At 37.8% G+C, this 20,977-nt stretch carries 15 protein-coding genes; 11 read left to right on the top strand and 4 right to left on the bottom strand.

The features are described from left to right. The first annotated feature begins 8 nt into the window (after window positions 1-8). From ABC382_RS13475 to ABC382_RS13465, 3 genes are all read left to right on the top strand, one after another. The gene (locus ABC382_RS13475) at window positions 9-1,181 is read left to right on the top strand and encodes a saccharopine dehydrogenase family protein (protein ID WP_274795415.1); all 1,173 of its coding nucleotides are present in this window, start codon (window positions 9-11) and stop codon (window positions 1,179-1,181) included. Between the two features lie 9 nt (window positions 1,182-1,190). Next, the gene (locus tag ABC382_RS13470) at window positions 1,191-2,384 is read left to right on the top strand and encodes an acyl-CoA dehydrogenase family protein (RefSeq protein ID WP_341385484.1); all 1,194 of its coding nucleotides are present in this window, start codon (window positions 1,191-1,193) and stop codon (window positions 2,382-2,384) included. Window positions 2,385-2,518: 134 nt separating this feature from the next. Next, complete coding sequence (locus tag ABC382_RS13465) at window positions 2,519-4,624, top strand: beta-propeller domain-containing protein (RefSeq protein WP_341385485.1); 2,106 nt, start codon at window positions 2,519-2,521, stop codon at window positions 4,622-4,624. A gap of 73 nt (window positions 4,625-4,697) precedes the next feature. Here the strand turns inward: ABC382_RS13465 and ABC382_RS13460 are convergent, their stop codons facing one another. After that, window positions 4,698-6,107 (bottom strand): polysaccharide deacetylase family protein, encoded by a 1,410-nt coding sequence (locus tag ABC382_RS13460; protein WP_274795419.1) that lies wholly within the window; start codon window positions 6,105-6,107, stop codon window positions 4,698-4,700. Window positions 6,108-6,446: 339 nt separating this feature from the next. Between ABC382_RS13460 and ABC382_RS13455 the strand changes: the two genes are divergently transcribed. Next, window positions 6,447-7,199 carry a threonine/serine exporter family protein gene (locus ABC382_RS13455; RefSeq protein WP_312505096.1) on the top strand — a complete coding sequence of 251 codons (753 nt, stop codon included), beginning with the start codon at window positions 6,447-6,449 and terminating at the stop codon, window positions 7,197-7,199. Window positions 7,200-7,220: 21 nt separating this feature from the next. Continuing rightward, window positions 7,221-7,688: a threonine/serine exporter family protein gene (locus tag ABC382_RS13450; protein WP_274797256.1), complete on the top strand. Its 468-nt coding sequence runs from the start codon at window positions 7,221-7,223 to the stop codon at window positions 7,686-7,688. Between the two features lie 42 nt (window positions 7,689-7,730). Here ABC382_RS13450 and ABC382_RS13445 read toward each other — a convergent pair whose 3' ends face one another. Beyond that, window positions 7,731-9,758: an EAL domain-containing protein gene (locus tag ABC382_RS13445; protein ID WP_312505094.1), complete on the bottom strand. Its 2,028-nt coding sequence runs from the start codon at window positions 9,756-9,758 to the stop codon at window positions 7,731-7,733. A gap of 186 nt (window positions 9,759-9,944) precedes the next feature. Between ABC382_RS13445 and ABC382_RS13440 the strand changes: the two genes are divergently transcribed. The 4 genes from ABC382_RS13440 (at window position 9,945) to ABC382_RS13425 (ending at window position 15,765) form a co-directional block, all read left to right on the top strand. After that, complete coding sequence (locus tag ABC382_RS13440; RefSeq protein WP_322611208.1) at window positions 9,945-10,838, top strand: DMT family transporter; 894 nt, start codon at window positions 9,945-9,947, stop codon at window positions 10,836-10,838. Window positions 10,839-10,904: 66 nt separating this feature from the next. After that, window positions 10,905-12,626: an ABC transporter ATP-binding protein gene (locus tag ABC382_RS13435; protein WP_274795424.1), complete on the top strand. Its 1,722-nt coding sequence runs from the start codon at window positions 10,905-10,907 to the stop codon at window positions 12,624-12,626. After that, window positions 12,626-14,458, top strand: a complete 1,833-nt coding sequence (locus tag ABC382_RS13430; RefSeq protein WP_322611209.1) for an ABC transporter ATP-binding protein — start codon at window positions 12,626-12,628, stop codon at window positions 14,456-14,458. Before ABC382_RS13435 ends, ABC382_RS13430 begins: the two co-directional genes overlap by 1 nt. Before the next feature lie 440 nt (window positions 14,459-14,898). Next, window positions 14,899-15,765 carry a GNAT family N-acetyltransferase gene (locus ABC382_RS13425; RefSeq protein ID WP_274795426.1) on the top strand — a complete coding sequence of 289 codons (867 nt, stop codon included), beginning with the start codon at window positions 14,899-14,901 and terminating at the stop codon, window positions 15,763-15,765. A 264-nt stretch (window positions 15,766-16,029) separates the two neighbouring features. Here the strand turns inward: ABC382_RS13425 and helD are convergent, their stop codons facing one another. Beyond that, window positions 16,030-18,258: an RNA polymerase recycling motor HelD gene (gene helD, locus ABC382_RS13420; protein WP_322611210.1), complete on the bottom strand. Its 2,229-nt coding sequence runs from the start codon at window positions 18,256-18,258 to the stop codon at window positions 16,030-16,032. 170 nt (window positions 18,259-18,428) lie between these two features. Here helD and ABC382_RS13415 point away from each other — a divergent pair, with 170 nt between their 5' ends. Then, entirely contained in the window at window positions 18,429-19,145 is a 717-nt protein-coding gene (locus ABC382_RS13415) for a glycerophosphodiester phosphodiesterase (protein ID WP_322611211.1), read from the top strand. Between the two features lie 94 nt (window positions 19,146-19,239). On the opposite strand, the gene ABC382_RS13410 is transcribed toward ABC382_RS13415, so the two are convergent. After that, entirely contained in the window at window positions 19,240-20,262 is a 1,023-nt protein-coding gene (locus ABC382_RS13410) for a DUF2804 domain-containing protein (RefSeq protein ID WP_274795429.1), read from the bottom strand. Between the two features lie 182 nt (window positions 20,263-20,444). On the opposite strand from ABC382_RS13410, the gene ABC382_RS13405 reads away from it, so the two are divergent. After that, entirely contained in the window at window positions 20,445-20,939 is a 495-nt protein-coding gene (locus ABC382_RS13405; protein ID WP_274795430.1) for an amidase domain-containing protein, read from the top strand. The last annotated feature ends 38 nt before the right edge of the window (window positions 20,940-20,977 follow it).

The following is a 20,977-nucleotide window of genomic DNA, read 5'->3' as shown; positions in this document are numbered from 1 at the left end:
TGTTCTTGATGAAAGTTGTTGTATTAGGTGCAGGTTTAATGGGTAAAGAGGTAGCTCGTGATTTAATAAAAAACGATAAAGTTGAGCGTGTGTATTTAGGGGATATCGATGTAAAAGTTGCACAGGATTTTGTAGACACACTAGATACAAATAAGGTTGAGGTTGTAGAGCTACACGCAGAACGTGACGATTCGTTAATGGACGTTATTTCGAAGGGTGATGTTGCCGTCAATGCATTGTTTTATTCGTTCAATGAGCGAGTAGCAAGAGCAGCCATTGAGGCAGGTGTACATTCAGTCGACTTAGGTGGTCATATCGGTGGCGTAACAGAGAAGATATTGGATCTACATGAGGAAGCCAAGGCAAAAGGTGTTACAATCATTCCTGACCTAGGTGTTGCTCCAGGCATGGTCAATATTCTAGCGGGGTACGGTGCCTCGAAATTAGATGAGGTCGAATCTATTAAACTATTTGTAGGTGGTATTCCAACAGAGCCAAAACCTCCACTCCATTATACACGTGTATTTTCTTTAGACGGCGTATTCGATCATTATACTGAGCCTTCCAAAACAATTCAGAAGGGCAAGCTTGAAGAAGTTCCATCCCTATCAGGCGTTGAACCTATTTATTTTGATGGTTTCGGTGTGCTTGAGGCATTTTATACATCTGGAGGCATCTCCACTTTGTATAAGACATTCCCAAATGTCCGCACACTAGAATATAAAACAATCCGCTATAAAGGCCATGCAGAGAAGTTTAAACTTTTAGCTGACTTAGGATTCCTTGATTCAGCAAATAAGGTAGAAGTGGATAATCAAGAAGTACCTGTCCGCGCAGTAGTACGAGAAGCACTTAAAAAGAAACTTGAACTGGGAACAAAACCAGATGCTGTACTATTACGTGTTATTGTAGCTGGTGAAAAAGCACAGCAACAAGTGACATATGAATATGAAATGGTTGTACGTAAGGATATGACCATCAATGAAACGGCAATGGCACGTGCAACCGCTAATACCATTTCGGTTGTAGCTCAAATGATTGGTGCAGGTGCTATTACAGAACATGGTGTATTCGCACCTGAAGCTATAGTGCCCGGTGCTACGTATATTGAAGAGATGGCTAAACGTGGCGTAGTGATTAAAGAGACATCTCATAAGTCTGCAATGATTGTGAAATGGTAGGTGCTAACCATGAACTTTGAAATGTCCAGTGAGCAAGAAATGCTACGAAAAACAGTAAGACAGTTTGTTGATGAGGAAATCATCCCCTATATTGCAAAATGGGACGCGGCAGGCGGCTTTGATGCTAAGATTTGGTCGAGACTTGCAGAACTTGGCTTAATGGGTGTTTGTGTACCTGAACAATATGGTGGAAGTGGTATGGATTATAACGCTCTTGCCATCGTTTGTGAAGAGCTTGAACGTGGAGATACGGCGTTTCGCACAGCCGTATCCGTCCATACAGGATTAAATAGCATGACCCTTATGCAGTGGGGGACTGAAGATCAAAAGCAGCGATACCTTGTTCCACAGGCAAAAGGTGTTCGTATTGGAGCATTTGGTCTTACAGAGCCAGGCGCTGGATCTGATGTAGCTGCTATGTCTACAACGGCTGTCCGTCATGGTGATCATTATGTCCTCAATGGACAAAAAACATGGATTTCCTTATGTGATATTGCAGATCACTTTATCGTTTTTGCTTATACAGACAAAGCGAAAAAACATCATGGTATTAGTGCCTTCATTGTAGAGCGTTCTATGGCTGGCTTTACATCAAAAGCGATTAAAGGTAAGTATGGTATTCGCGCTGGTAATACAGGTGAGCTCTTTTTTGAAGATTTACGTGTACCAATAGAAAACCGTCTTGGCGAAGAGGGTGAAGGTTTCAAAATTGCCATGTCTGCGTTAGATAATGGTCGTTTTACGGTAGCGGCTGGTGCAGTTGGTTTAATCCAAGCCTGTATAGAAGCTAGTGTGAAATACTGTCATGAACGAGAAACATTTGGCAAGCCGATAGGAGAGCACCAGCTCGTTGGGCGAATGCTTGCTAATATGGAAGCTGGCTATCAAATGAGCCGACTTCTTGTCTACCGCGTTGGAGAATTAAAAAACAAAGGTGTTCGAAATACAAGAGAGACATCTTTAGCAAAATGGCAGGCTTGTGATTTTGCTAATAAGGCTGCAGATGATGCGGTACAAATTCATGGTGCGTATGGTTATTCAGACGAATATCCTGTGGCTCGTTATTTACGAAACTCAAAAGCACCTGTTATTTATGAAGGAACGCGTGAGATTCATACCATTATGCAGGCTGATTATGTTTTAGGCAAACGTCTAGATAAGCCGTTAACTAAAATGTTGCCTAAATGGCCATTTGAAGAATAGAACGAGAGGGGAATTATTCCCTCTCGTCTTTTTTTTTTGTGTGAAGCCCCTGTTAAAAAATTTCAGAAAAATGTAACTTTCCAACCTTTTGCTAGTCTAATTGATAAACAAGTATATGAAGGGAAGGATAAATGATGAAAAGTAAGTGGTTGGCAATTATGCTGATTGTCGTTCTAGCTATCGTGCCTGGCATTTTCACATGGACGATTACTACAGATGTTACTGCAAAGGCAGCAAGCACAAGTATGGCCGAGCAAAGCTGGCAAGCATCTTTTTCAGTTGCTTTAAAGAAAAACAAGATAACTAAAGACTATGTCTTTATTACAACAGAAAAAGGTCAAAAAGTACCCGCAACAATTGAATTGCTAGAAGATCAGAAAACATTAGTTGTAAAGAAATTAAAACCAGGTAATTATCAATTACATGTGAAGAAAGAAGCATTCTCACAGGGGGGATTAAATGTCTCATCACAAGTTATTCCATTCACCATTATAGAGACGTTAACTGCTGTAAAATCTGAAAAAGAACTACAACAATATTTCAAAAAACTGTTGTCGACTCAAAGAGTAGGAATTAGAGAGGAAGAAAAAGCAGATAGTGCGACTAGTTCAGCGGTTGAAGATAATGCAACAGCTAATAACGAGTCTACGACCAATAATCAAGTAGAAGGGGTAGAAGAGGGTGATATTGTTGTCGTAAAAGAGGGCTTTATTTACAGTGCGAAAGATCAAAGCATCACAGTTGTGAATGCTAAAGACCCAAAAAATTTAAAATTGACTACGAGCATTAAACTGAAAGAATCACGATATATTTCTAAACTTGCATTATATGACAATTTATTAATTGCCATTGGGGATGAGTATATTGAAAAAGCAGGTACAGCCATGGTAACAGCCTCCTTTTATGATATTTCGAATCCAGGCAATCCAAAGCATGTACGAGATGTAGGGCAAGAGGGCTTTTTACAGGATATTCGCATTACGAAGGATACATTATATTTAATTGGTAATATGTATCCGAATTATTGGATGCTCCAAGAAGATGTAAAAGCAGATTTAAAACCTAAAACATTTGATAGTATGGTAGGCACAGCATACAAAAGTCTACCTTTAGAGAAAATCTCGATATTACCTAATACAATGGATGGTACTTATAGTTTAATTACAGCTGTTGATTTAAAAAATGGGGCTAAGACAACAGCCAATACAAAGGGGTATCTGGGTGGTAGTAGTGGTCTTTATATGTCGGAAAATGCTCTGTATTTAACGACTCCAATATATGAAAGCAATCATGCGGCTTCATCAGATAAACGTGCTATGGACATGATTTGGTTACCACGAGCAGCAGACACTCAAATTTTTAAGTGGAATGTAGATGGAACGACTTTGAACTTTGCTGGAAGTACGGAAGTAAAAGGAACCGTGTTAAATCAGTATTCAATGGATGAATACAAAGGCAATTTCCGAATCTTCACAACAGAGGGGAATACATGGGATGAGAAAAGTACTTCCTATAATCACCTCTTTATTTTAGATGAACATTTAAAAGCACTTGGTTCAGTGAAAGATATGGCACCTGGAGAAAAAATATATTCTGCACGTTTTATGGGGGAAAAAGCATATGTGGTGACATTTAAACAAGTAGATCCTCTGTTTGTCATCGATGTAGCCAACCCGAAAAAGCCTGCCGTACTTGGAGAATTGAAGATTCCTGGCTTTAGTAATTACCTGCATCCATTAGATGAGACACATCTAATTGGCATTGGTTATGATACAGAGCAACGCTATGATGCTTATACGAAACGTAATTTTACTGTGACAACGAATATGAAGATGTCACTTTTTGATGTATCAGACTACCGTAACCCGAAAGAGCAGTCGACCGTTAAAATTGGTGGGAAAGGGTCATACTCTGATGTCCAGTACAATCCAAAAGCACTTTTCCGTCATGAGCAATACAACTACTTTGGCTTCCCGGTAGTGCTGTATGAGGCAGGTAAAGGGGATGACATTGTTTACCAAGGTCATGGAGCTCAAATTTACGAAATTACTGCAGACAAAGGTATCGTATTAAAAGGGAATATTATCAATCGTTCTACGAATGAGCCATATGAAAATTGGGAGCAGGTTGTACAACGAGTTGTCTATATAGATGACGCACTGTATACAGTAGCGCGTAATGAGGTAAAGAGCTATCAATTAAATAACTTTAAGCCATTAGATACATTAACATTCAAATAGTAAGAAAAGTCCAATGAATCCCGTTAAAAATTCATTGGACTTTTTTAAATTTAATTGTTGGGAATAATACATCCTATTGGCGATAGGGCATAATCTCAGAAACTGTCACGAATTCATAGCCTTGCCCTTGTAAATAAGCTAACACCGCATCTAGTCCATCAGCAGTCGATTGATGAATATCATGCATTAGGACAATGGCATTATTGTGTAAATTATTTTTAATATTTGGCAGTAATTGCTGCGCATTGCGATGTTTCCAATCTAATGTATCAATTGTCCATAACACGACAGGAATAGGAATTTCAGCGTTAATCGTATCATTCGTTGCGCCATAAGGTGGCCTAAAAACTGTGGCACCGTGATTAATAGCTTTCTCGATTTCAGTAGCTGTAGAATTATACTCTTTCATTACTTGTTCTTGCGTAAGCTTTGTTAATACAGGGTGATTCCATGAATGGTTGCCTATTTCATGACCACGTGCAAGAACATCTCTGGCAATATCGGGATAATATTGTACACGACTACCGAGCATAAAGAAGGTAGCTTTTGCTTGGTACTTATCAAGGATATTTAATATTTGTTCTGTTACTTTTGGGTGTGGACCATCATCAAAAGTTAATGCTATACGCTTTTTATTGGGATCACCTGTAGGCGGTGGATTTGTTGGTTTTACATTTTCCATAGCGATTTGAAACTCTGAGGCTAACAATGGATTAATAAGCGAAAGGGGTAGTTTCACTATTGGGGCTCCAGCTGCTCCACTAGCAATCTCATATTCATCGAAATAGAATTTCAAGGAATCGTCGACAATAGCAAAACGGTTGAAGTTCGACCATTTCGGCTCCGTTGCTTTCAATAATTCATCAGGAAAAAGCGCATCCTTTATTTGGAGGTTTTTTTGCAAATCTTTCCGTACATTTGCTGCTAATGTTGTTAAGTTGTTCTCATCATTTTGCAAGAGTGTTTGGATCGAAATTTGCTCGCCAGTTTCGTTATCAATAAAGAATGTTTTCGTTGAAATTTCATGATTAGCTCCACCTAGGTACAGCATTTTTGTTAGCACAAAGGAATAATAATGCTCTCGGTATGGAAAAGTTTCCAGACTAATATTTAATTCACCCATCGCTGCCTTTTCTTTATTTTTTTTCATAGATCCTAGATAGTTTTCTTTTGAATCCGATATGTATTGTAATACGGCATCATTAAAAACTTCGTTATCTGTTTGAGGGTAGTGAATAGCAAAAGGTGTTCGTTTATCATTAGAAACGTCTGTAACAATTCGTATACCTGGAAACGCAGAACTTTCTGTTGTTAAATTACTATTTACCGATTCTGTATCGGTTTCTTTTGAAGCACTAATCTTTTGAAACTTAAATTCATCCTTTGAAAGGATAATAACAAGTATAATGGTTGTTAAAGTTACAATAAGGCCCAGTAATAAAAAATCAATTATTGGACCACGTCTTTTTCTGCGTTCCTGCATGGTATTGGGTACGCTCCCCTCTTTTTTATTTTCTATACAATCAGACGTGTCAGCCATTAAAAAAGTTATACAAATCTATAAACTTTTAGTGTAAATTTATAGAAATTAATTTACGCCAATTTTCCTTCTTCTAGGTAGTGAATAATATGTAGTTGTACTTCTTTTTAAGTGATTGTAAAATACCTACTGAAATAGAAGAACCCATGCTCAATAATTGTTAATCGATAATAAAATAAATTGAAAGAAAGCCAAAATTTAATACTGAAATTTTCAGTTGAGTTTTTATTGGCAGTTCGATAATATTGGCAAGGAACCTTTAGAAGGAGGCAGATAGCTGTAATGGTCTTACAAGAAGCGGATATTGAACTTACAATTGACTGTTTGTTACTTGCAGGGCGTATTATGATTGAAAGTGGTGCAGAAACATACCGTGTGGAGGATACGATGCTGCGAATGGCACATTCTCAAAATATGCCGAATGCTCAATGTTATGCCACACCAACTGGAATCATTTTTTCGTTAGGCAAAACTCAGCCAACGAGAATTACATCAATTTCCAGCAGGATGACAGATTTGCAAAAAATAGCCTTGGTAAATTCAGTATCTCGGAGACTCACATCTCACATCATAACATTAGAAGAAGCTTATGACGAGCTAAAGTCGATACAAAAAACAAATTATTTTTTACCAACGTATTTACAAGTTATAGCAGCTGCACTTGCAAGCGGTTGTTTCCTTATTATGTTTAAGGGAGGATGGTCGGATTTCCCTGTAGCTTGTTTAGCGGGTGGGTTAGGTTTCCTAGTGCTTGTGATAATCAACCACTTAACAAGGGTTAAATTTTTCTCTGAATTTACGGCATCACTTGTTCTCGGCTTTGTTGCCTTCTTAGCAGTAAAGTATGGATATGGTAATGAATTGGATAAAATAATTATTAGTTCTGTCATGCCACTCGTACCAGGTATTTTGATAACCAATGCAGTTCGTGATTTAATGGCGGGGCATTTTATGTCAGGGATGGCAAAGGGAGCAGAGGCCTTTTTAACAGCCTTTGCCATCGGTGCAGCCATTGCCGTCACTCTAGGGTTTTAGGAGGCGGACAATATGGATATGATGGACATTATTATACAAATAATTGTAAGTTTTTTTGCGACTGCTGGAATTGCCATTATTTTTAACGTTCCTCGAAAAACACTCCTTCATTGTGGTCTTGTTGGAGTAATTGGCTGGATAATTTATTTTGTGTTAACAGAGCAAGGCATGGATGTTGTCAAAGCTTCTTTCTTTGGCTCGTTTGTCATTGCTATAGTGGCACATTTATATGCTCGCCGATTTAAAATACCGATGATTATCTTTATTGTAGGTGGAATTATACCGTTAGTGCCCGGGGGTATGGCTTATAATGCCATGAGAAATGTGGTAGAGGATGATTATTTACAAGGCTTACAATATGGCTTAAAGGCATTTTTAATTACAGGTGCGATAGTGATTGGACTTGTCTTTGCTGAAGTAATTATTCAACTTATTTTCCGTTCAGTTCGTTCAAGTAAGGTAAAATTACAAAAGGTCTATAAAAAGTAAAAGGAGGCTGCGTTTATTTTTCAACGCAGCCTCCTTATTCACTTATTTTTGCTTACTAAGTAAATCCTCAATTTCATCTGGTGTAACAGGCTTACTAATATAATACCCTTGAATTGCGTCACAGCCATAAGTAATTAATAAATCAGCTTGCTCAGCGGTTTCAACACCTTCCGCTACAACTTTCAGTTCCATAGATTTCCCTAGCTGTACCATACCGTGCATAAGCTTTTGGGTCTTTTCAGATTTTAATAGTGAATTCGTAAATGTTTGATCAATTTTCAAAGTATCGATTGGTAAAATTTGCATATATCTAAATGAACCATAGCCAGTTCCAAAATCATCTAAGATGAAGGAGATGCCTTCGTTTTCAAGCTTGCGCATTTGTTGTGCAATAGAAGTTGCAGCTTCGGCTTCTAAAGCAAATTTTTCGGTAATTTCAATTTGTAGTAGATTTGCCGGACAACCAGTTTTTGTGATCATTTCAAGAATGGATTTAGCCATATTTTTATCACGAAACTCTCGTACAGAAGAGTTAATTGATATTTTTAGATCATGTCCAGCTTTTTTCCAAAGCAATGCCTGCTCACAGGCTTTTTCGAGCATAAAGGAGCCAATGTTGTTAATCAGACCTGTTTCTTCTGCAATAGGAATTAACTCGTCAGGTGAAACAACCCCAATTATCTCGTCTTCCCAGCGTACGAGTGCTTCAACTGCTGTAATTTTCCCAGAATAAACATCAATTTGTGGTTGATAGAGTACCTTTAAATTCTTTTGATCTAGTGCTTGAAGTAAACGCTTTTCAATTAAAGCTTTACGATTTAAAGCTTTATGTGTTGCTGTTGATAAGGAAACAATTTTGTCTCCACCAGCTTCACGCACCGTAGAAATGGTAGCAATAGATGCTTTCATAAGCTGAGAGAATGTTGTTTGATCCTCTGGGTATCTTGTGATGCCACCACTAATAGAAATTGGTACTGCAATATTGCCGCTATAAATAGGATGCTGCTGTAAGTAGGATAAAAAGCCTTGAATAAACCACTCACTTAAAGGTGTGATGACAACAAAATCATTTTCATTTATTCGAGCCATCGTACTATCTTGGAAATACATTTTTATACGATTTGTAAATTCAATAATAAGGCTTTGCTCTATTTGTTGATCATGTAATTCTTTTAGCGTATAGAATTTATCAATACTTAAATAAACAAAAGAAAAGTGTCTTTCGTCATCAATCATAGTGGTAATTACTTTTTCAAGGCGATGCGCATTCATCAACCCTGTTTCTGTATCAATATAAGCGATTTTTTCCAATTGATGTTGGATGGTCTTCGATTTAGTAATATCCTTTTCAATTAAGAAAAATTGTTGTTCATTTGTTTCAAGATTAAAGGTAGGGATAGCTGTTAGCAGTACCCAATAAGATTGTCCCGTTTTTGTAATTTTTTCAACTTCCCCCTGCCACGTATGACCGTTGTTTAAATTACGCCAAATAGTATTGCTAACTTTTTCACTTTCATCATTATCAGGGAACAATTGCCAAAATGTTTTACCGATAACACGCTTAGGTGTCCATTGGCTTGTTTTTAGAAATTCATTATTACATTCTAAGATAAAACCATCTTGATCGAGTGTTACAGTCATGAATGTAGCGTCTAAACCTTGCTTGAGATTTACAAATGTAGTGCAATCTGAAACAGCATTTGTCATTAATTCTGGTAGCATAAATATCATTAGAATAAAGCGCTCTCCTTCTTCTATAAAAGGCTTAGTAAGCAAAGCTGTCGTCAGTTCCATATTTGAGGTTGTCTGTACTGTAATTTTATCTAGATACGTGCTGTCCTCATTTTGTAAAATAGATTGAAATGTTTCTACAGGGAGCTGGCGTAGTAGATTTTCGTGTATAGATGGAGTAGTATTTCCTTTAACATCATTTACTGATAATTCAATCAGATGTTCAGCGCTCTTTCCCCAGATAGTCGCTTGTCCATCTTGATTGATGATAATTGCAGGAAAAGGAAGTGAATTTAAATAATGTTCATCAATCGTAAACGATTTATGCATGTGACTCATGATTATTCGATCTCCTTGGGTAATCAATATATACTAATATTATAGATAATTATCGGGAATTAGTCATTATGAATATAATTGTAAATATTTGATGATGAAAAAATATGGGTCTTTTCTCGTGAAATATATGAAAAGATTTGAAGAAAAATAACAGTTTTTAGTACGTTTATAGGAAGCAGGATTGGTATGAAACGGTTAAAAGGAATAGTATTTATTGTCTCGGGAGCTATATTATGGGGAGCAACTGGTCCTTTAATGGAGTGGTTACTTAACCATACACCGTTGACAGTTTCCTTTATGTTAACAATCCGTTTAACGGTTGCAGGTATATTACTACTTACATATTTATTGTTAACTGGAAAAAATATTTTTGGTATTTGGCAGCAAAAACTTTGGGGCAGACAGCTTATTATTTTTGGTATAGCTGGGATGCTAGGTGTACAATTTGCATTTGTTGCAGCAATTAACGAAAGTAATGCTGTACTGGCAACTCTCCTGCAGTTTTTAGCGCCTATATTTGTTGTGGCATATGTCTCTCTTAGTTTAAAGAAGATGCCACCAAAATATCAAGTATTAGGTATTATTGGTACCCTTATAGGGTTATTTTTATTACTAACGAATGCTTCATTTGAGAGTTTGCTAATTAGTCCAAAAGCCTTGCTGTGGGGGATTGCGGTAGGCTTAACATTTGCCTTTTACACATTATACCCTGCACGCTTAATGAAGGAGTGGGGAGTGTTATTAGTAGTTGGTTGGGGAATGCTCGTAGGTGGCTTCACATTAGGCTTAGTAAGCCGTGTTTGGCAGTCCAACCAATGGGGTGTTTTAACAGATTTTAAAATCCTCATATTATTAGCTGCTTTAATCTTTTTTGGAACAGTAGCCTTTATTTTGTTTTTAAGTAGTATGAAATATATTACGGCAGTTGAAACCAGTATTCTCTCCAGTATCGAACCACTAACAGCAATGATTATTTCGGTTATTGTATTCGGCACCTCTTTAGGTTTCTGGCAATTAATTGGAGTATTCGTTATGCTTGTTTGTGTAACTTGGCTTTCAGTAGCGGATGAAAAAGCATAAATCTATTATGAAGTTAGGAGTTTTTAACTATAATAAAGTTGATTCTTACAACAAGGGGGAAAGAATATGAAAGAAGTTTTTTCCTATGTAAAACCATATAAATGGACAGCCATCTTTGCTTTATTTTTAATGCTTTTAGAATTATTTGTTGAGCTTGTGCAACCCCTCATTATGGCAAAAATTATTGATGAAGGAGTACGGGCTCAAAATCAAGGGATGATTATGCAATGGGGGGCTGTTTTACTTGCTTTATCATTTACTGCCTTTATGGCAGGAATTATCAATTCATATTTTTCATCCCATACAGCTCAAAGCTTTTCTTATGACCTAAGAAATGCCATGTTTGATAAGATACAATCCTTTACGCTAGCAACCTATCAAAAATTTTCTACTGCTTCTCTTATTACAAGATTAACGAATGATGTTACTCAGGTACAAACGGTGCTATTTATGAGCTTACGTATTATGCTCCGAGCACCACTTGCTGTTATAGGCAGCATTATAATGGCATTTGTTGTGAATGCAAAGCTGGCATTATTTTTAGTTATTGGTGCACCCATTATCTTTGTTTTTCTAATTTTTATGGTGGCCAAGGGTGTTTCATATTTTGGACGGGTACAGAAGAGAGTCGACCGTTTAAATAGGGTTTTACAGGAAAACTTACAGGCAATTCGATTAGTGAAGGCTTATTTACGAGGAACGTATGAAGCTACGCGCTTTGATGAGGTTGCTTCTCGCTTAAAAATAGATACTGTAAAAGCGTTAAGAATAATGGAATATATTATGCCCGTACTATTATTCATTATGAACATGAGTCTGCTCGCAGTCTTATGGTTTGGTACAAAGCAAATTGCGTCAGGAACTACACCGCTTGGCGATATTGTAGCTATTGTCAATTATGCGATGCGTATGACTGGCTCATTTTCAATGTTTGCATTTATTATTATTTTTTATGCACGAGCGAAAGCTTCTGCAGAACGAATGGCAGAAGTCCTTTCTATGGAAAATGAAGTAGAAGATACGTCACTTTCTGAGGAGGTAGGTCATCCTTCGCGCTATGGGGAGTTAATGTTTGAACATGTCAGTTTTACTTATCCGGGGGGAGATGCACCTGTCCTGTCAGATGTGAGCTTCCAAGTTAAGTCCGGTGAAAAATTAGCGATTATGGGGGCGACTGGTGCTGGAAAATCAACATTGTTGCAGCTTATTCCTCGTTTTTATGAAGTAACGCACGGAAGAATATTGGTAGAAGGGCAGGATGTTCAACACTGGGAATTGCAAGAGCTACGCGAAATCATTGGCTATGTTCCACAGCAATCGTTATTGTTTACTGGTAGTATTGCTGATAATGTACGTTGGGGAAATGTAGAGGCCGAAATGGATGCTGTATTACAGGCCACTATGCAGGCACAAATACATGCGTCTGTTGAAGATTTTCCAAATGGCTATGATACCAAGGTGGGACAAAAAGGTGTCAATTTATCGGGAGGACAAAAACAAAGGCTATCGATTGCTAGAGCCCTTTTGAGAAAAGGACATATTTTAATGCTTGATGATAGCACAAGTGCCCTAGATGTAAAAACCGAACAATCATTATGGGAAGCATTGAGTGAAGAGAGGGCAACAATGCTTGTTGTCACGCAAAAAATACGTACGGCTAAAGGTGCAGACCGCATTTTACTAATCGATGCGGGAAAAGTAGTTGGATATGGCACACATGAAGAGCTTTTACAAACGTCAACACTCTATAAAAAAATTGCAATCTCTCAACAGGAGGTGGAGGATTAATGGGATTTTTCCAGAAACCTTTTGGCTATGAGCCGATATTGACAAAAGATGATTTGAAGCAGGTTGTGCAGAAAAAAAAGGGACCTCGTGCATCTGATTGGAAAAGTACATTGCTGCGATTATGGAAAATTGTTGATGAACAACGAGCACTCCTCATCGTAGTACTTCTACTAGTGATGATTAGTTCGGTGTTAGCTTTGGCTGGCCCCTATTTAATTGGTCAAATGATCGATCACTATGTTATGCACGGCAAGCTTTCTGGACTAGGAAAGGGGATTGGCTTTTTAATTGGTATTTATGCCTTGTTAGCTGTCTCACTCTTCCTACAAAATTATTGGATGATCGGGATTGCACAGCAAACGATATATAGACTGCGAACAAGTGTATTTGCTCATTTTCAACGATTGCCCATTGCATTCTTTGATCGCCGTCAGCATGGCGAATTAATGAGTCGGATGACAAATGACATTGAAGCTGTTAGCTCCACATTAAACAGTTCTTTTATCCAAGTGTTTTCAAGCATACTTACGCTTGGTGGAACCGTTATTATTATGCTCAGTTTAAGCCCATTGCTGACAGTACTGACGATGACAATTATTCCACTTATGTTTTGGGCCATGCGTTGGATTACACGAAGGACAGCGCCCTTATATAAAGAGCAGCAAGCCGCTCTTGGAGCCTTGAATGGCATGATAGAAGAAACTATTTCGGGGCAGAGGATTGTTAAAGCTTTCTCACAAGAGGAACGAATGAAAGCGGAGTTCCGTGAAAAAAGCTTGCGTCTAAGAAGAACAGGTTTTTGGGCACAGACTTACTCTGGTTATATCCCAAAGGTGATGAACTTCTTAAACAATATGAGCTTTACCATTGTAGCAGGCATAGGGGGAGTGCTCGCACTATACGGGCATGTATCGATAGGTGTTATTGTTATATTTACTGAATATGCTAGGCAATTTACACGTCCATTGAATGATTTAGCAAACCAATTTAATACGGTACTATCTGCTATTGCAGGCGCAGAACGAGTATTTGCCTTACTTGACGAACAACAAGAAGAGGAAACTGTTTCAGCTCAAAAGCATCAGTTATTGGGGCATGTGGCATTTAAGCATGTGTTCTTTAAATACGAACAAGAAGAGGAAGCTTATACATTAAAGGATGTTGATTTTAAAGTGGAGCCAGGACAATCGGTAGCGCTTGTTGGTGCTACAGGAGCTGGGAAAACGACAATTCTTCAACTTATTGCACGGTTTTATGAGGTAACAAAAGGTGAAGTATTATTTGATGGCATAAATGTGCAGCAAATAGATCGACAATCCTTACGTTCTCAGATGGCTTTTGTTTTGCAGGACCCGTTTTTATTTGAGGCTTCTGTGCGTGAAAACATTCGTTATGGTCGGCTAGATGCCAGTGATGCAGAGATTGAAGAAGCTGCCAAGCGAGCTAACGCCCATGATTTTATCATGAAGCTCAAAGATGGCTATGAAACAGTTCTTGCTGCAGATGGACGCGAGATATCACAAGGTCAAAAGCAATTGCTTTCTATAGCGAGAGCACTTATTGCTGACCCGAAAATTTTGCTATTGGATGAGGCAACAAGTAGTATCGATACTGTAACAGAAATGGCAATACAAGAGGCGCTTGATACATTAATGCAAGGACGCACAAGTTTCGTTATTGCCCATCGTTTAAATACTGTGCATAATGCCGATTTAGTTTTAGTTATGCATAAAGGCAAGTTGGTTGAAGCAGGACCTCAGCAAAAACTGATCGAATCTGGTGGTCTTTATGCACAAATGCTTCATTCATCCTCCCATCATCTTGAAGAATAAGTTAACGTAAATAAATGAATAAAAACAGAAAAACCAAACTATTACGGGATACTAAATTGGACATTTCCCACAATAGTTTGGTTTTTTCTTTAATTGATATCCATTTAGCCTCTTGTTAGTTGAATTGCAAATGTTATTAATTTGAATAAATGGTATAATAAATGTAAATTATTATATAGTATGAATGATTGTATAGCTTAAAAGTAACTAAGAAAAAAGATTAAATATCTCTAATTTTGTGAAATAAGTATATTATTTTATATCTATGATTTCTAGTAAATTTCAGTCATTTCATTGAACTTTTATAGTATAAATCCTTTTATTATTCCGGTTTTTGAAGTAAAATTCTGATTAACAGCGGTATTAATATATTTTGTTGCCAGTTTATTTTCATTCTTGCTACAATAGGGCAATAGTCTGACATAGGAACGGAGTTAAAGATGAATATTTCAGTGATGACAGTGTCTTTCCCATTAGATGGAGAAACATTGAAGGAAGTAAAATTATTATGTGAAGAAGCAACAGTTCATGATTATCGAGTATACGAAACCATTATGAATGTGCCTATGGCCAGCTCTTTCGAATCAAAGGGTTTTATGGTATTGGCGTACGAGGATGATAAAGATTTGTTAGTTGGTGCTGCAAGTGCCATTGATTTAATTGGGCTTCATACATACGAATGGTCATTAGTGGTGACACCTGCCTATCGACAAAAAGGTATTGGAACGGCATTAGTTGAGAGTATCCAAGTGGGACTAGAGGAAAGAGGAGCAGAGGGACAATTAGCAGTCGTAATTGATGGCTCTCCTTTTGGGCATACATTCATTGAACAAAAAGGGTTTGCTTACAGTTTTTCAGAAGCAACCTTAGAGACTAAAGCAGAACCAGTAGCGTTACAAAATGATATTAACATTCAACCTTATGATGGTGAGGAGGCAGAACTAATCTCTATTTATGGTGAGGCGTTTGGCGATTTACCGGAAGAATCTAAGGAACTCATTGCTTTTAACACTACTACTAATGGACGAAAACTTTGGGTTGCCTATCGAGATGGTGATATGGTTGGAACTGTAACGACAGCTAAGGAAAATGAAATCCAGTGGGTAACTGCTCTTGCTGTTCATCCTAATTATGAAGGACAAGGTATTGGAACGGCACTTCTTTCTTTTTCAAAGGATTATGCGAGTAAAGTTGGCGCAAAATTTGTCATGCTCGACGTAGAAATCGACAATAAAAAAGCACTATCTGTCTATGAAAAGGCTGGTTTTATGAAGGCACAACAAATTGATTATTATGTAAAACAATAGGAAAAAGGGCGATGAGTGTTAGTAAACATCAACTCATCGCTCTTTTTTAGCATAATTACCTACTATCTTCATATAATATTAATAAGCTTTAAGAAAGGAGTCGTGATCATGCGCATGCCAGCATTGCCTAAAAAGAAGTCTCCTCCAAAGGAAGCCCCTAGTTCATGGTGGAAAGTAGTAAAAGCTTATTTATCGAAAGGGAAGTTTTATAGATTACCACCAAGAAATTGATGATCGATAAAAAAGTCGCCTTCTAGCGACTTTTTAATTTTCTAATAAAAATGTATTTTTGGATGGGCCTATTAAGTACAGCTCATGCATTGCTCGTGTAAGTGCTACGTAAAGTAGCTTTCGATCAATTGGCGTATCATAGAAAGGTGTATCAAATGCAGCTACAATCACTGCATCAAATTCAAGTCCTTTAGCTAGATGACTTGGTACAACAAGCAACATTTCCTGATTAATCGATTCGTTTTCAGTTAGGAGCTGTGAGGCAATATCGCTCATTTTTAATGTCTGATACATTGTGATAGCTTCAGCTGTAGTTTTGCAAATTAAAGCGATGGAACGATGACCATTTTGACGAATAGCTTCAAAGATCTCTTTAATTTTTAAAGCATCGAAATGATCAGCTTGAATAAAACTTGGTACATTACCGTGACGAACAACTGGCTCTACCAAAGGAAGCTGTTCACTCATTTGCGCTAATATTTGGTTAGCTACTTCCATAATTTCGATGGTTGTTCGGTAGCTTTTTTGTAATGTTCGGAAACTTGCACGTGGAAACAAGCTTTGTACAGGCTCCCAAGCTGTTAATGAACGATAGCTGTGAATCCCTTGGGCTAAATCACCAACCATTGTAAACATATCTGTATCGAGACCTGTTTTTAAAGCAGCAAGCTGGAATAAACTATAATCTTGTACCTCATCGATAAAGACAACACGCATTTTCCATTCATCTGGGATGCCTTTTAGACGGGCTTGTAAATAGTATAGTGCAGCCAAATCTTCAAGTGCCCAATGTTCTTTCCGGTGTGCCTGTAAAAATTGTTGTTGTTCGAGATAATGCCATTCAGGAGCCAGCTCTGCTAAAAGTTCTGCATCAGTGAGAAGGGTTCGATAGAGTGTCTTGATATTATGTTTAGTAAAACGTCGCATATATGCCGTTGCAGTGGTTTTCGTTTCTTTTTCAATAGCTGGAATACGTTCATCGCGTTCATCGATAAATTTAGTAACAACCCGTCGTCGTTTTTCATCATCCCGAATACCATTTAAAGCTTTACCCAATGCTTCATCATACTTTTTATGAAGTGTTGCTAGGACAACTTGTTTTTTTTGACGGACATGGCTTGTTAACACCTTCTTAATATGGGCAAGGCGTTTTTCGATAGGCATATAAGAAAATTCATATAAAAACAGCTTCTTTAAATGGGAAGCACGCATGATACAGTATTTTTCAATATATACATCTTCAAATTGCTCTGCAATCTCCTGTTCTAGCTTTTGAATGTAACGTTCGATGACATCACGATAATAAAGAGAGCCTTTCATTTCAGCGATCCATGCAGTTGGCTCCTGATTTCCTCCAGCAACAAGCGATTCTAATTGCTCATTCGGATTTTGAAGTTTTAGCTTTAATTTAGTGGCGGAAAGAACGTAGTCTGTAAAAGTAGTTTGGCAAATTTTATCGACACCGAGCTCTGGTAAAACATCTCCGATATAATCAATAAATAACTTATTCGGTGCTAAAATCATGAGCTGCTCTGGATTAAAGTTCTCACCCATTGTGTAGAGGAAGTAAGATATACGGTGTAGAGCGATTGTTGTTTTTCCACTACCTGCTGCACCTTGCACAATAATTGGTTGACGAAGGTGTGCTCGGATAATGTCATTTTGCTCCTTTTGAATTGTCGAGACAATTTCGGTTAGTCGAACATCTGCTTTCCCAGCTAACGCTTCTTGCAGTAGTTCATCGTTTGTTGTTAAGTCAATATCACGTATATCGAGTAATTCGCCATTCTCAATCTTGTATTGTCTTTTAGCATAGAGATGTCCTTTATGAACTTCTCCTCGGACATCATATTCCATATCGCCAAGACGTCCATCATAATAGACATTTGCTACAGGTGAGCGCCAGTCAACAATAATGGGCTCATGGGTTTCGCGATGAAAGAGTGAGGTTTTCCCGATGTAGAGAAATTCCTCTGGATCGCCTGTCTTTTGGAAATGAATTCTAGCAAAGTATGGCTTCTTACGAACAGCTTCTAGGCCTTCCTTTTGGTTACGAGCCATTTCAAAGAATCTGGCATTTGTTAAGATATTTAAATAACTTAAACTTGAATCTAAGTAATCAAGGTCAGCCATAGATTTACGAATATTTTCCTGGGCCGATTGTAAATCTCTTTGTGATTCATTGAGTATTTGCTGCATATATCTTTGGGTATATGCCAACCGCTCTACTTCAGCCTGAAAATCTGGATGTTGTACAGTCATTTTTAGCACCTCCTAGGTACTTACAATTTCAAAGTAGATTATCATACTACTATATATAATATTTACCATCAAGTGAAAGCAGAAAAGTTAATTATGCTACTATTACATTGAGGTTTGGAAAGCTTTATTTTTTTAAGTTTCTTTAAAGGAAATAGAGGAGGTTAATGATTTTGGATATTTTTGCACATAGAGGTGTCTCGGCACACTACCCAGAAAATACAATTGCGGCATTTCAAGCGGCAGCTAGGCTTCCTATTGCGGGAATTGAGCTAGATGTTCATTTAACAGCAGATAAAGAGGTGGTAGTCATACATGATGAAACAATTGATCGTACCTCTAATGGTTCAGGCTATGTGAAAGATTTTACATTACAACAGTTACGTACATTTGACTTTGGTTCGTGGATGTCGCCGAAATTCAGCGGAGAAACGATCCCTACGCTAGGAGAAGTATTGGAGCTGTTTGCAGGTACAAATCATCGAATTAATATCGAGCTGAAGACAGATATTATTTCATACGAAGGAATTGAAGCACTTGTTCTCAAAGAGGTTGCAGCACAGCAAATGACAGAGCGAGTCATTATTTCATCTTTCAACCATGAATCCTTACAAACCGTTTCACAAATTGCGCCATATATTGAAAGTGCAGCATTGTTCGCAGAGGTTTTAGTGGATTTTACGACTTATATTGCTCTCATCCCAGCTAAAGCACTACATGTTAGTCTACCGACAGCCTTTCGCAAATCAGTTAAATTAGCATTAGCTGAAGGGGCAATCGTTCGTGTTTATACAGTTAATGATGAGCGCCATGCCCGATCTTTGCAACAGCTTGGTATACACGCGCTATTTACAGATGATCCTGAGAAAATACTTCTTACCCTTAGCTAGAGCAATGGGGGTGCTAGGAGACATCAAGCTTCCGTGGAATAACAAGTTATTATAGTAATACCCACGGGAAGCGGCGTCTTCTATAAGATGTGTACTACCATTTAGCGCGATGTTCCTCAATGCCTCCAAGCATCTGTTGAATAACCAGTGTTTCACCATTATCGAGTAAAATGGAGCCATCATAATAACCAAATAGTTGATGTACCTCTGATTTAACCAATTTCGCATTTGTTTGAGCAACACGTTCAAAAAATGGAGAGAATGTTAGTGAGACTTGATTAGAGAATTTTGTTTTTACTTTCCAGCGCTGCATATAATCCTCGGAATCATATTGAAACAATAAATCCTCATGTATTTTTGTCATTTTACCATCCACAAAAATTGCATTTTCAGTCATGCCAGTGCCGTCTGTCCATTTACCTCCTAAATTAAGTCCAATGCGTCGTCCACGAACCCGCTGGGAAGCCATTCCCCAATTCCACAATGCCTCACGGGGCCAAATACCTCGTCCATAATCTAACACTGCAAAATTTTCTTCAGCTGAGAAATTAAAACGTCGAGTACCAATTGTGACAAAACCTGAAGTTGGTAGTATATGATGCTTACCTGTAAACTGAAATGTTTTACGATTCCAAGGGATGACAACATTTAAAGTTTCGTCTGTAGGAGGATGTTGAATAATAAGCTTTGCACGTAAAACGTCTCCATCAAAGTTTGGTATGGAAACCGATAAATGGGTTTCATTTTGAATAAATAATTGATCAATCATCATTTCGCTATTTTTAAAGGAAACGGATTCTAAAACCTGTGAAGGCATTTTTAATTTACCACCGAGGGGAATTGTAATCGTTTTTTCGAAATAGCGCTGTGTTTCATATTCAAGAAAATAAACGAAGCAGACTGCTGCATAATCTAGATGACTAATTGTAGCAGAGAAAAGGATTTCATCACCATAGACACACCAATAGTTCCATTTCTTTTTACGCATGATATGACCGCTTAAATTACTATTAATGAGTGGTTTACGTGCAAATCCGATGGCTGCTGGATTTAAATTACCCTTTTTATCGCATAAAAGAGTTGGCTGCAAAATTTCTTTCTCAGCATGCTGCTTCACATTGAACATCCCTTCTGGTCATTAAATAAAATCTACATTTCTTTAAACCTTATTGTAGCAAAAATGTTCTTGAAAATGGAAAAGAACATGCTGATTATAGCTGTTTTCAGGTAAGAATAAGAGGAAGGACCTAACTAATAGAAATATATAAGTAGACATATGATGGCATGAGGAGGGGATGTATGGCGAAAATGTATAACAGACAGGCTGCTGTTCAGTATGCCAATTTATGGTGGAATAGACGTAATCCTGCGTTTCCTAATTTTGATGTTGATTGCACAAATTATATATCTCAGTGCTTACTAGCAGGCGGCGCACCAATGCGAGGAGCACCTAGCAGAGATAAAGGGTGGTGGATGCAACAAGGGAATTGGAGCTTTAGCTGGTCCGTAGCCCACTCATTAAGATGGTATTTAGAGGGATCTACAACTGGATTAAAAGGCACGCGTGTGCAATATGCTGAGGAATTAGAGCTGGGAGATGTTATCTTTTATGATTTTCAAGGAAATGGAAGGATCGACCACTCTGTGATTGTCACAAGCATTCAAAATGGCATACCTTATGTGAATGCGCATACCTCGGATAGTATTAATCGACCGTATTTTTACGAGGACTCTACAGCCTATACACCGAGCATGACTTACTTTTTCTATCATATAGACGACAGCTTTGCATAGGAAGAGGTAGTGTTAAAGCATATCATTTTATGATAATG

Source organism: Lysinibacillus phoenicis (genome assembly GCF_047238325.1).
Classification (GTDB): domain Bacteria; phylum Bacillota; class Bacilli; order Bacillales_A; family Planococcaceae; genus Lysinibacillus; species Lysinibacillus irui.
Note: the sequence above shows the minus strand (reverse complement) of the source record. Positions and strands in the feature narration are given on the sequence as shown.